Origin of the sequence: Colwellia sp. 1_MG-2023 (assembly GCF_030546755.1) — a bacterium.
GTDB lineage: Bacteria > Pseudomonadota > Gammaproteobacteria > Enterobacterales > Alteromonadaceae > Thalassotalea_H.
In genome coordinates this window covers 117,337-130,205 of the sequence record NZ_JAUOPE010000003.1, presented here as the reverse complement: position 1 = coordinate 130,205, position 12,869 = coordinate 117,337, and the positions used below count along the sequence as shown (strand labels likewise).

Here is a 12,869-nt window from a genome sequence, read left to right as displayed (position 1 = left end):
GATGTTTATTAAAATGAAGAAAACACTCTCTTCGATAGGAGTAAAATTATTTTTATCATTTTGGTTAATTACACTAGCATCAATTGTCATTACACGTTTGGTCTTTACCCAAATTGAGCATCAAAGCATTATTATTCCAACGGTCAAAGAAGACACATATAAACTAAAAAAATACGCAAAGCGAATCATTAAAAGATCCCATAAAACCCCACAAGCCATTCTTCAACGCGCGCCTTTTCCTCCTGGTTTATCTATATTGATTAAAGACACGCAAACACAAGAAGTTTTCCATAATAATAAACGTGATGCTCAAACTACCGCTTCATTTCTTAGTAAGAATAGCTTTAGTAATTTAACCACTGTGCAGTTTCCTTTTGCTCGTATGACAGGGCCGGAAGACATTCAAATAAACGAAAAAAATTATCAAGTATATCTCGTGGTAAAGTCTAAGCACCCGCACTTTGGCTCCTTGTTCATGCAATTGCCATTCTGGGTTCGAATCATCATTCCCCTTTTGATTAGCCTTAGCTTTTGTTGGCTATTAGCAAAAACATTAACGCGTCCAATAATCGCCATTAAACATGCGGCCACAGAAATTGGTAAAGGCAACTATCAAGCACGCGTAATTGACGGGGAAACTCGTAATGATGAATTAGGAGAAATGGCCAAAAGCTTTAATCAAATGGCAGAAAAATTAACCACTAATATCAACGCTCATCAGCGACTATTAGCGGATGTCTCTCATGAATTACGGTCGCCCATGACTCGTTTACAAATTGCGATAGGTTTAATTGAAAGCTCAGCAGAGCAAGGTAAACCGGTAGATAAACATATTGCTCGATGTGAACGTGAAATAGGCCAGCTTGACCAAATGATCAGTAACGTATTGTCATTATCACGTATGGAAAATACCTTCCAAGAAGCCAATTTTGTCATGTTAGAAGTCACGTCAATTCTGGCAACCGCCATTGAAGACGCACAATATCTAGCGAATGAAAAAAACATTAATATTATCAATAATACTGAGATCAGCTGTCAGTTGTTACTTGATGAAACGCATTTACTAAGTGCGTTAAATAACATTTTAATTAATGCTATCAAACACAGCGAAGAAAACGGTGAGATTGAGGTATCGGCCAAAACCTCCTCTGGATACTTACACATTGCTATTGCTGACTCAGCCACAGGCGTTCCGGAAGAACAACTCCCCTTACTTTTCAATGCGTTTTATCGCGTATCAACAGCAAGAGATAGAGAAACAGGCGGCACAGGACTAGGACTGGCGATTGCCAAACAAGCCGTAGCGATCCACCAAGGGACAATTTCGGCAGAAAATAACCATAGCGGAGGCTTAACTATTACCATAGAATTACCGATAAATAAGACTAAAAATGTATAGAGCATGACAACTAAAACGTGGCTGCTATTTGCTTTTATCACAATAGGTTTCAATAGTATATTTATGACAAACGCTTTCGCTTTCACCCAAGAAGATAAGTTAACTAAATTACTATCAACAGATATTGCTGATTATTGGCAAACAGGGCAATTTGCTTCTTTTCAAGGCGTTGACAACAAACGTATTAATTACGCTAGCTTTATTGTAGATAATCCTAAAAATTGTTTAGTCATATCACCCGGTCGTTCTGAAAGTTATTTAAAATACCAAGAATTTGTTTTTGATTTATCCGCGCTAAATATTAATATTTTTATCATTGATCACAGAGGCCAAGGGCTGTCAGAGCGCTTACTTGATAACCCTCATAAAGGCTATGTCAACGAGTTTGACGATTACGCTGACGATCTACAGACCTTAATTGATACTATTGTTAAACCCCATTGTGTAGCTAACGAGCAACCGCTATTACTTTCCCATTCAATGGGAGGTGCTATTGCGACTCGTTTAGTGCAAAAATACCCTCAATCAGTAAAAGCCGTATTATTATCTTCTCCCATGATCGCCATTAATAAAGGTGGGCTACCCGAATGGTTAGCTAAAATGTTGATCAGTACCGGCAATATGCTTAATCATTTATTGTCCGACCAAGCCTGGTATTTTATTGGTCAAGGCGATTATCAAGCAAAAGATTTCGCCAGTAATCATTTAATGCATTCTCAAATACGATATCAAGCATTCATCGACTTATATCAAGCGCAACCACAGCTGCAACTTGGCGGCGTTACCTTTAACTGGTTAAAACAAGCGGTGCTCACTCAACAGAAAATATTTGCCGAACTCGATAATATTTCAACGCCAATCGCTATTATGCAAGCTGGTAATGACACTATTGTTGATAACAGTGCTCAGGATAATTTTTGTCAACAACTCAACCAGTACAAACCAAACCTGTGCCAACAATCACAGCCGCATGTCATTGAAGGCGCAAAACATGAGCTGATATTTGAAAGCGATAAATACCGTAATCAAGCCCTCACTTTCATCGAAAAATGGATTGTGAATTACACTCAATAAGGTTTCAATTAGTGTGCAGCGTCATGACTTATTTTAGTGTCAGTAGTGACAACAGAGCTTGGATCATGATGAATAAAAACTTCGCAGGGTGCTAATGCCTGTTCAATTTCTCGTTCAATAGCCTCACCAATACTATGAGCTGCCAACAGGGTTAATGTATCGTCCAATTCTAAATGAAACTGAATAAAGCGCTGATGCCCTGCTTGTCGTGTTCTTAAATCATGCAGCCCTAAAGCGTTATCATGTGCATCAACAATTGCCTTAATTTTACTGACCTCTTCTTCAGACAATTCATGATCCATTAAATGCTGTACACTAAGCCATATTATTTTTATAGCGCCATATAGTAAGTAAACACCCACAAACAATGTAAAAACACCATCAGCTTTTGGCCAATAATCATGACTCAACAATAAAGCAGCCAACACACCTAAATTCAAAATTAAGTCTGATTGATAGTGCAAAGAGTCAGCACTAATTGCTAAAGATTGAGTTTTAGCAATAACATATTTTTGGATAAACACTAACGCTAACGTGAAAAAAATAGCGATAACACTAACCCATACCCCAACTTCAGTTTGTACAATTGCTTTTGGTGTAATCACCCGTTCTACGCCATTGATCATTAATAGAAAAGCAGAACCTAAAACAAAAGCGGCTTGCACTAAACCCGCTAAACTTTCAGCTTTACCATGACCAAACTTATGCTCTTGATCGGCTGGCGCTAAAGCAAACCGTAAAATAACAACATTCATCACTGAAGCAAATAAATCTAACATTGAATCAGTAGCTGACGCTAACATGGCACTGGCATCTGTTGCGAACCAGGCATAAAGCTTAATGACCACTAATATGAGTGCCGTTATCGTTGCGCATATTGCCGCCAGTCGCACTAAAAAATTATAGTTTTGTTTAGTTGATGTCATACAACACTTAATGAGTAAAATAACCTAATATAAATGATAGCAAGACTTTAACCATAACCTAAGCTCAAGGTATAATTAAACGGCAAATTCATTATTGAGAATACTTATGTTAGATGTGGTGTTATTTCAGCCTCAAATCCCACCCAATACGGGAAATATCATTCGCTTATGTGCAAATACTGGCTTTAGGCTGCATTTAATAGAACCGTTAGGTTTTGATTTTGATGATAAAAAATTACGTCGCGCCGGTTTAGACTACCATGAGTTTGCTGCCACGAAACGCCATAAAAACTTTGCTACCTTTGTTGAGAGTGAACAACCCAAACGTATTCTTGCGATAACGACTAAAGCTACCAATTATTATGGTGATGTTAGTTTTACTGCCGGTGACTATTTATTATTTGGTTCTGAAACTGCCGGTCTGCCTGAAGAAGTAAGACAACAAATTCCTGATCAAGACAAAATTCGTATCCCAATGATCAAAGATAGCCGCAGCATGAATTTATCAAATGCTACCTCAGTAATTATTTATGAAGCTTGGCGACAATTGGGCTTTAAAAATTCCGTTTAATATCAAAAAATCTACACGGATTATCTATAATAGAAATTGAATTAAACGGCAATTAAAGGGTAAATATAGGGTTATTTATAAGATATTTCAGAGCGAAATATTATTCGTAAGTGCGTTCTCTTGATAATAAATCAGAGGCGGCTAATTTCGCATTTTTACCACAGTACAAGACTTGGTAAACTTGCTCAACAATTGGCATCTCAACGTTCATACGTTCAGCTAACATATAAACTTCTTTAGTATTACGATAGCCTTCGACCACTTGGCCTATCTCTGCCATCGCTTGTTCAACACTGGTTCCTTGCCCTAAGGCTAAGCCAAAACGACGATTACGAGATTGATTATCAGTACAAGTTAGCACTAAATCGCCTAAACCCGCCATGCCCATAAAGGTAGTCGGTTGCGCATTAAGGGCTTCACCTAAACGAGTCATTTCTACCAAACCGCGAGTGATTAATGCTGTACGGGCATTAGCACCAAAACCTATGCCATCTGCCATGCCTGCACCAATAGCAATAACGTTTTTAACGGCACCACCTAATTGCACACCAATAAAATCGTTATTCGAGTAAACACGAAAGGTTTTTTCGCAATGCAGTAAATCTGATAATTCAGAAACAAAAGCATCATCGGTAGAAGATAACGAAATAGCAGTTGGCAAACCTGCCGCCATTTCTTTGGCAAACGTAGGGCCAGAAAGTACTGCTAACGAAATATCTTCACCAAGAATGTCTCGGGCAACGTCTTGCAATAAATTACCTGATTGTGGATCTAAGCCTTTTGTCGCCCAGGCAATTTTTGCATTAGCCCGTAAAAAAGGTTTGATTTGTTTAAGCATGTCACCAAAAACATGGCTAGGTACAACCACCAAAATATTGTCACTGGCTTGAATAGTAGCCGCTAAATCAGCAGACAAAGATAACGATTCAGGAAATTTGCTGCCCGGTAGATATTTTTCATTACTGCGTGAAGCAGTCATATTGCTGATGTGCTGAGAATCTCTTCCCCACAATAAGGTGTCATGACCATTGCGCGCAAAACAAATAGCTAGGGCGGTTCCATACGAACCCGCCCCAATAACACTTATTTTAGCCGATGTACTCACTAGTTAGGTTAACTAATTAGTGTGTTTCAGCACTTGCTGGTGCTTGAGCCGCTTGCTCTTTCGCTTTTTGTACATATGAAGCGAATAAAGCGTCAAAGTTTACCGGTGCTAAATTGATTTGTGGGAAAGAACCACGGTTCACTAAGTTTGCCACTGATTCACGCGCATATGGGAATAAAGTGGTAGGACAGAATGCACCAATAGTATGAGCTAATTGTGCTTCTGGTAAATTGCCAATAGTGAAAATACCTGCTTGTTGTACTTCCGCTAAAAAGGCTGTTTGACCTTCAACTGTTGCCGTAACGGTTAACGCTAAAATTACTTCATATGTATCATCTGATAATTTTGCCGAACGAGTGTCTAAATCTAACTGTAACTCAGGCTTCCATTCTTTTTGAAAAATAGCTGGAGAATTAGGTGTTTCAAAAGAAATGTCTTTTGTGTAAACACGTTGAATTGCAAATTGTGGTGCTTCTTGTTTCTGCTCTGTTGCGCCTTCAGCGTTTGTTTGGTTTTCATCAGCCATGAGTGTACTTCCTATGCTTCATGCAATATGCATGTTTAAAAATTAATGAAAAAGTAAAAAAGTTATCTTTTTTACTTTGCTTATGCCGTTTTATACTTCACCTTGCAATAAAGTATCTAATTTATTTTGTGCGTGTAACGCATATAATTCATCACAACCACCAACATGGTGATCGTTAATAAAAATTTGTGGGACGGTAAATGCGCCATGACTGCGTTGAATCATTTTTTCTCTTAAATCAGCATCATTATCAATTTTAATTTCTGTGTAGTTCACTTGTTTATGATCGAGAAGCATTTTTGCTCTCATACAAAAGCCACAAGTTACTTTAGTGTAAATTTCAACTGCCATGATAAACCTTAAAATTAAGAGACTTAACGTTATTTACTTTTTAACTACCGGTAAACCGGCACCTGTCCATGCGTTCAAACCACCTTTCAGTAAACTTACTTTAGTAAAGCCCGCTTTTAAAAGTTGATCGGCCGCTTTAGTTGCAGTTATCCCGGCTGCGCATACTACAATAATGGGTTTATCTTTAAATTTTTCAAGGGCTGAAAAATCATTATTCTTTAGTTTTTCAGCACTAATATGTTTCGAATCGATAATGTGATTGTTTTTAAAATCTTTCTCCGCACGAATATCTAATACAATGCCGTCTTCACGATTCATAGTAAATGTGACTTCTTGCGGACTTAATTGCTTGATAGGCGACATTTTAATACGAATGGTAGTAACAATAATCGCGATAAAGATACCCACCCAAGCAGCACTTAACATCGGGTGACTGGCTAAAAATGAACTAAATTGTTCCATAAATGATCTAATATTTATCTACAAAAAATTTCTCGACAGTATACAGATTACTAGCATTTTTTATAGCGTAAAAACGACATTTTTATCAATTTTGAGATAATTATTGTTTAACTCTCGATATGCAATAGAACAATTTTGTCTAGAGCAGTTAGAGAAATTCCTGTTTCACATTGATATAATACGGTTCATCTATTATCTAATTTTCACTTATTTGAACTTCGGAAACAGTATGTCGAACAAAAAATCTACCGTACTTATCATTCTAGATGGCTGGGGCTATCGTGAAAATGAACAGTCTAATGCTATTTTTCATGCCAAAACTCCTGTTATTGATAACTTGATGGCAAATTACCCTAACATGCTTATTCAAACATCAGGTATGGCTGTTGGTTTGCCCGACGGTCAAATGGGTAACTCAGAAGTCGGTCATGTTAATTTAGGCGCGGGACGTATTGTTTATCAAGACTTTACCCGAATCACTAAATCAATTGAAGATAATGAATTTCAACAGACTCCAGCACTTTGTCAGGCAGTCGATAAAGCCGTAGAAAAAAACAATGCTGTGCATATTTGTGGCTTAATGTCACCAGGTGGTGTGCATAGCCATGAAGATCACATACTTGCTATGATCGACTTAGCAAAAGCTCGTGGCGCTGAGAAAATATATTTACATGCTTTTCTAGATGGTCGAGATACGCCGCCAAGAAGTGCCAAAGCGTCTTTAGAAAAAGCCCAAGCAAAATTTGCTGAACTTGGTTGTGGTCAAGTGGCATCTATTATTGGTCGCTATTATGCAATGGATAGAGATCAACGTTGGGATCGCGTAGAAACTTCTTATAATTTAATGACCCAAGGAAAAAGCGAATATCAATTTTCAAACGCTGTTGATGCCCTAGAAGCCGCCTATCAACGTGATGAAAATGACGAATTTGTTAAAGCAAGTGCCATCACTAACCCACAAGGGGAAGTCATCGGTATTAATGACGGCGACAGTGTTATCTTTATGAATTTCAGAGCCGACCGTGCTCGCCAGTTTACTCGCTCATTTGTTGATGCTGATTTTGACGGTTTTACTCGCCAAAAAACGCCAGCTCTTGCTGATTTTGTGATGTTAACGCAATATGCGGCTGACATAAAAACCAGTTGTGCCTTCCCGCCAGCGCCGTTAAATAATGTATTAGGTGAATGGTTAGAAAAACACAACAAAACTCAGTTACGCATTTCTGAAACTGAAAAGTATGCGCATGTCACGTTCTTTTTCAGTGGTGGTAAAGAAGATACGTTTAAAGGTGAAGAGCGCATCTTAATCCCTTCTCCACAAGTGGCGACTTATGATTTACAGCCTGAAATGAATTCAACTTTACTAACAGACAAGCTCGTTGCAGCAATTGAAAGTGGTGAACATGATTTTATTGTGTGTAATTACCCTAATGGCGATATGGTTGGTCACACAGGTAAATTTGATGCCGCAGTAAAAGCGTGTGAAGCGGTTGATACCAGTATTGGTCGAGTATTAAAAGCACTAGAAAAAACAGGTAGCGAATGTTTAATTACCGCAGATCATGGTAACGCTGAACAAATGGTAGATAACTCATCTGGTCAAGCGCATACCGCCCATACTTGTGAGCCAGTACCACTAATTTATGTCGGCAGAAAAGCCACACCAGCTTCAACGGGAGCACTGAGTGATATATCACCAACCATTCTTAATTTAATGGCCATGGAACAACCCGAAGAAATGACTGGTACTAATTTGATGGAGCTTGATTCATAATAATATCGAATTTACTTATTTAGAATAAAAGTCTTTCGATAAAAATGAACATGCTAGATAACAGTCAAAAATTTTCAGCACGAGTCGCATTTAGCCTCGTGCTGTTTTTATGTTTGTTATTATTAGCTAGTTTCAAGCAAAAAAGTTACGCACAACCATTCGTCCAACCTTTGGCTCAAGAAAGTACAGACGAAAAACTCTCTAACGTTAAAGACGCCATCAACAAACAAAAAACAACCATTAAACAAGTTGATAGCAAAAGACAAAAGCTTTTATCACAACTGAAAAACGATGACCTGGCAATTGCAAAGATTATCAACGCACTCAATAAAACCGATGCTTCCCTAAAACAAACGAAGAAACGTTTGAACGAGTTAGTCAAAGAAAAAAGTCAAATCAACCAAGCAAAAAAACAACAAGAAACGGTACTGGCAAAACAATTACGCACCGCTTATTCGACAGGCCATCATGACTACTTAAAACTGATTTTAAATCAGCAAGATCCGAGCAGCGTGCAACGAACCGTCACTTATTATCAATATTTAAATAAAGCTCGTATCAAAGAAATCGAGCAATACAAAACAACCATTGCGCAGTTAGTTGAAATTACCGAGCAACAGAAACAACAAGCTGAACAATTGCAACACCTTGAAAAAACACAAAAACAACAAAAAGTTTCACTAGAGAGCAATAAAGAAAAACGACAAGAAACCGTTGCCCAACTGAGTCAGCAATTGTTGAGCTCAAAACAAATGCTAGCCAAACTCGAAGAAGAAGAAGCAGATTTAGTCGCAGCTTTAGCAAGAGTCGCAGAATTAAGTAGACAAGAAGTTGATTTAACCGGCTTAAGTAAACTCAAACGTAAGTTATCTTGGCCAGTGAAAGGCAGAATCAATCGAAGCTTTGGCTCAAGAAAACAAGATTACCTCAAATGGAAGGGGGTATTAATGGCTGCGCCTTTAGGCAGGCAAGTAAAAACCATTCATAACGGCACGGTTTTATTTGCCGACTGGTTAAAGGGTTATGGTTTAGTCACGGTTATCGATCACGGTGAAGGTTATATGAGTTTATATGGCCACAACCAAGCGCTTTTAAAATCAGTAGGAGAACGTGTTGAAACCGGTGAACCCATTGCCTTGGTCGGTCAAAGTGGTGGACAATCACAACCCGCGTTATATTTTGAAATTCGATATAACGGCCAAGCAGTTAACCCTAAGCTTTGGTGCCGTTAATTAAAAACCATTGATTTAAATGAAAATTAATTCACTGTCAGATCTTTTTACACGACTATATTATGCTAATGCTCGATTTGAAAAAACTTACCTGCTACTCTGATACCACTGAAACTTTTGTTAAACTAAATGTGCGTTATTTAATTCCTTTATTTCTACTGTTGTTAACCAATACCTCTTTCGCACAACAAGCCAAAGTTGCGATAATTATTGACGATATTGGTTATCGTAAAACTGACAATGCGAGTTTAAACCTCCCCGGTGAAATCACTTACGCTATTTTACCTCATACCCCTTTTGGCAAAAAATTAGCAGAAAAAGCCAATGCCAAACACAAAGACGTTATATTACATATTCCTATGGAAGCTGAAAACGGTAAAACCTTAGGACCAGGGGCTCTCACCGTTGAAATGGATGAAACTTCTATCAGAAATAGTTTAGCTGACTCATTTGCTGAAATTCCGTTTGCTATTGGCATTAACAATCATATGGGTAGTAAATTAACCAAGCTATATTCCCCTATGGCATGGACGATGCGATTTCTCAAAGACAATGGATTAATTTTTATCGATAGTGTGACAACTGAAAACAGCAAAGCACGTAAACTAGCTCGACATTTCGGTGTGCCAAATTTAAGCCGACACTTATTTCTTGATAATGAGCTCAGCCAAAGTTACATCAGCGGCCAGTTTGCACAGTTAATTAATCAAGCTAAAAAATACAAACGAGTCGTAGCCATCGCTCACCCTCATCCTGAAACAATGACCGCATTGCAGTATTTAATTCCTCAGCTTGCCGAGCATGATATCCAATTAGTGGGAATATCAGAATTATTACCTCAATTATCCGCAAATAATAAGCGTCTGGTTTCAGAGTAATCAAATTATTTAATCCTATATAAGCAAGCGATGAATTTTTAAATGCTTTGTTATTGATACCAAAGCCATTTAAAATTAACATAATGCGTATATAAGCAATATTTTAGGGATATTATGAAAGTTACCGTATTTGGAATAGGTTATGTAGGCCTTGTACAAGCAGCTATTTTAGCCTCTGTTGGTCACGATGTGATGTGTGTTGATATCGACGAGCAAAAGATTGAAAACTTAAAAAAAGGCATCATCCCTATTTATGAACCTGGCTTAACTCCTCTTGTTGAAGAAACTTATCAAAACGGCTTACTAAACTTTACCACTGATGCTGAGAAAGGCGTTTCACACGGTAGCATTCAGTTTATTGCCGTAGGTACACCACCTGATGAAGACGGTTCAGCTGACTTAAAATATGTTTTAGCCGTTGCAGAAACTATCGCTACCTATATGACCGATGAAAAAATCATCATCGACAAATCAACCGTACCGGTTGGCACAGCAGACAAAGTATCAGCAAAAATTGCTGAAGTGTTAGCCGCGAAAGGTCAAGATGTCGCATTTGATGTTGTTTCAAACCCAGAGTTTCTAAAAGAAGGTGCTGCGGTTAGCGATTGTATGAAACCTGATCGTATTGTCGTCGGCACAGAAAATGAAAAATCTCGTGTAGCAATGCGTGAGCTTTATGCGCCATTTAATCGTAATCACGACCGTATGATATTTATGGACGTAAGATCAGCTGAATTAACTAAATATGCCGCAAACTGTATGCTCGCGACAAAAATTTCATTTATGAATGAAATGTCTAACCTTGCTGAATTATTGGGCGCAGATATAGAAGCAGTTCGTCACGGAATTGGTTCAGATTCTCGTATTGGTTATCAGTTTATTTATCCTGGCTGTGGTTACGGTGGCTCTTGTTTCCCGAAAGACGTACAGGCACTCGTACGTACCGCGAATGAGATTGATTACAAACCTGCATTATTAGAAGCGGTAGAATCTGTAAACTACGCACAAAAACAGAAACTATTTACGCATTTAAACAATCACTTTAAAGGTGAACTTGCCGGAAAAACGATTGCAATATGGGGGTTATCATTTAAACCACAAACAGACGATATGCGCGAAGCTTCTTCAATCGTTTTAATGAAAGCCTTATGGGAAGCAGGCGCAACCGTGCAAGCTTACGACCCTGAAGCCATGGAAGAATGTCAGCGAATTTTTGGTGATAATGACAATTTAGCCTTAATGGGCACTAAAGAGTCAGCCTTAAAAGGCGCTGATGCTTTAGTGGTGTGTACCGAATGGAGTCAGTTCAGAGCCCCTGATTTTGACCTTATTGGTAACTCTTTAAGCACCAAAGTAATTGTTGATGGCCGTAACTTATATGATCCACAGTTATTAAATAATCGCGGTTTTGCTTATTACGCAATTGGTCGTGGTGATAGCGTCAAAAAGGTAAACGCATAGCATGAAATACTTAGTCACTGGGGCTGCTGGTTTTATTGGATTTCATGTTTCGCAAAAACTTTGTGAACAGGGTCATCAAGTTATCGGTATTGATAATCTCAACGATTATTATGATGTTACACTAAAACATGCACGCTTAAAGGAACTAGCCCCCTTTGATACGTTTCATTTTATTCAATTAGACCTTGCTGATCGTGAAGGTATCGCAAAGTTATTTGCGCAAGAAAAGTTTGATCGAGTAATCCACTTAGCTGCACAGGCAGGGGTTCGTTATTCAATTGACAACCCAATGGCTTACGCCGATTCAAACTTGATAGGCCATTTAACGATTCTAGAAGGTTGTCGTCATAACAATGTTGAACATCTAGTATATGCGTCTTCAAGTTCAGTGTACGGTTTAAATAATAAAACGCCATTTTCAACCTCTGACAGCATCGACCACCCTATTTCATTGTATGCCGCTACTAAAAAATCCAATGAATTAATGTCGCATACCTATTCTCATTTATACGACATTCCTACCACAGGATTAAGATTTTTTACCGTTTATGGTCCTTGGGGTCGTCCCGATATGGCGCTGTTTAAGTTTACCAAAGCGATTGTTGAAGGAAATCCTATCGATATCTACAATCATGGTGATATGCGTCGAGACTTTACCTATATTGATGATATTGTTGAAGGTATTTTAAGAATACAAGCCATTATTCCAGAAAAAAATAACGATTGGCGTGTTGAAACAGGCTCTGCCTCAATGAGCTCAGCACCTTATAAAGTATTTAATATTGGTAATGGTAACCCTGTAAAATTACTCGATTTTGTTGAATCGCTTGAAACATCTTTAGGTATGACAGCACAAAAGAACTTTATGCCGATGCAAGCGGGCGATGTTTATCAAACCTATGCCGACGTTGAAGACTTATACAAAATAACTAATTACAAACCTTCGATATCTGTCCCACAAGGTGTGAGTAATTTTGTTGATTGGTATAAAGATTTTTATCAAATCTAAAAACGGTGAATCATAAAACTAAAATAGATTTAAGCCCGTTAAACTCTGCGCTTAAATCTATTTTGTTGTTCCACTTACTTAGATTTTCGTTTTGTCATTCA

At 38.1% G+C, this 12,869-nt stretch carries 13 protein-coding genes; 8 read left to right on the top strand and 5 right to left on the bottom strand.

What is annotated here, in order from left to right; all coding sequences use genetic code 11:
* The first annotated feature begins 1 nt into the window (after window position 1).
* The gene (locus Q4493_RS04420) at window positions 2–1,399 is read left to right on the top strand and encodes an ATP-binding protein (RefSeq protein WP_303449684.1); all 1,398 of its coding nucleotides are present in this window, start codon (window positions 2–4) and stop codon (window positions 1,397–1,399) included.
* 63 nt (window positions 1,400–1,462) lie between these two features.
* Complete coding sequence (locus tag Q4493_RS04415) at window positions 1,463–2,473, top strand: alpha/beta fold hydrolase (RefSeq protein ID WP_303449683.1); 1,011 nt, start codon at window positions 1,463–1,465, stop codon at window positions 2,471–2,473.
* A gap of 8 nt (window positions 2,474–2,481) precedes the next feature.
* Here the strand turns inward: Q4493_RS04415 and Q4493_RS04410 are convergent, their stop codons facing one another.
* Entirely contained in the window at window positions 2,482–3,399 is a 918-nt protein-coding gene (locus Q4493_RS04410) for a cation diffusion facilitator family transporter (protein ID WP_303449682.1), read from the bottom strand.
* A 106-nt stretch (window positions 3,400–3,505) separates the two neighbouring features.
* Here Q4493_RS04410 and trmL point away from each other — a divergent pair, with 106 nt between their 5' ends.
* The gene (gene trmL, locus Q4493_RS04405) at window positions 3,506–3,970 is read left to right on the top strand and encodes a tRNA (uridine(34)/cytosine(34)/5-carboxymethylaminomethyluridine(34)-2'-O)-methyltransferase TrmL (protein ID WP_303449680.1); all 465 of its coding nucleotides are present in this window, start codon (window positions 3,506–3,508) and stop codon (window positions 3,968–3,970) included.
* A 100-nt stretch (window positions 3,971–4,070) separates the two neighbouring features.
* Here trmL and gpsA read toward each other — a convergent pair whose 3' ends face one another.
* The 4 genes from gpsA to Q4493_RS04385 all read right to left on the bottom strand — a co-directional run bounded on the left by gpsA (window position 4,071) and on the right by Q4493_RS04385 (window position 6,414).
* The gene (gpsA, locus tag Q4493_RS04400) at window positions 4,071–5,075 is read right to left on the bottom strand and encodes an NAD(P)H-dependent glycerol-3-phosphate dehydrogenase (RefSeq protein ID WP_303449679.1); all 1,005 of its coding nucleotides are present in this window, start codon (window positions 5,073–5,075) and stop codon (window positions 4,071–4,073) included.
* Window positions 5,076–5,091: 16 nt separating this feature from the next.
* The gene (gene secB / locus Q4493_RS04395; RefSeq protein ID WP_303449678.1) at window positions 5,092–5,601 is read right to left on the bottom strand and encodes a protein-export chaperone SecB; all 510 of its coding nucleotides are present in this window, start codon (window positions 5,599–5,601) and stop codon (window positions 5,092–5,094) included.
* Between the two features lie 90 nt (window positions 5,602–5,691).
* Window positions 5,692–5,955 (bottom strand): glutaredoxin 3, encoded by a 264-nt coding sequence (gene grxC / locus Q4493_RS04390; RefSeq protein WP_303449978.1) that lies wholly within the window; start codon window positions 5,953–5,955, stop codon window positions 5,692–5,694.
* 30 nt (window positions 5,956–5,985) lie between these two features.
* On the bottom strand, window positions 5,986–6,414 hold the full coding sequence (locus tag Q4493_RS04385) for a rhodanese-like domain-containing protein (protein ID WP_303449677.1): 429 nt from the start codon (window positions 6,412–6,414) through the stop codon (window positions 5,986–5,988).
* Window positions 6,415–6,643: 229 nt separating this feature from the next.
* Here Q4493_RS04385 and gpmM point away from each other — a divergent pair, with 229 nt between their 5' ends.
* From gpmM to Q4493_RS04360, 5 genes are all read left to right on the top strand, one after another.
* The gene (gene gpmM, locus Q4493_RS04380) at window positions 6,644–8,188 is read left to right on the top strand and encodes a 2,3-bisphosphoglycerate-independent phosphoglycerate mutase (protein WP_303449676.1); all 1,545 of its coding nucleotides are present in this window, start codon (window positions 6,644–6,646) and stop codon (window positions 8,186–8,188) included.
* A gap of 50 nt (window positions 8,189–8,238) precedes the next feature.
* Complete coding sequence (locus tag Q4493_RS04375; RefSeq protein ID WP_303449675.1) at window positions 8,239–9,420, top strand: murein hydrolase activator EnvC; 1,182 nt, start codon at window positions 8,239–8,241, stop codon at window positions 9,418–9,420.
* 62 nt (window positions 9,421–9,482) lie between these two features.
* Complete coding sequence (locus Q4493_RS04370) at window positions 9,483–10,298, top strand: divergent polysaccharide deacetylase family protein (protein WP_303449674.1); 816 nt, start codon at window positions 9,483–9,485, stop codon at window positions 10,296–10,298.
* Window positions 10,299–10,412: 114 nt separating this feature from the next.
* Window positions 10,413–11,759: a UDP-glucose/GDP-mannose dehydrogenase family protein gene (locus tag Q4493_RS04365; protein WP_303449673.1), complete on the top strand. Its 1,347-nt coding sequence runs from the start codon at window positions 10,413–10,415 to the stop codon at window positions 11,757–11,759.
* 1 nt (window position 11,760) lies between these two features.
* Entirely contained in the window at window positions 11,761–12,768 is a 1,008-nt protein-coding gene (locus tag Q4493_RS04360) for an NAD-dependent epimerase (protein ID WP_303449672.1), read from the top strand.
* Window positions 12,769–12,869: the final 101 nt, after the last annotated feature.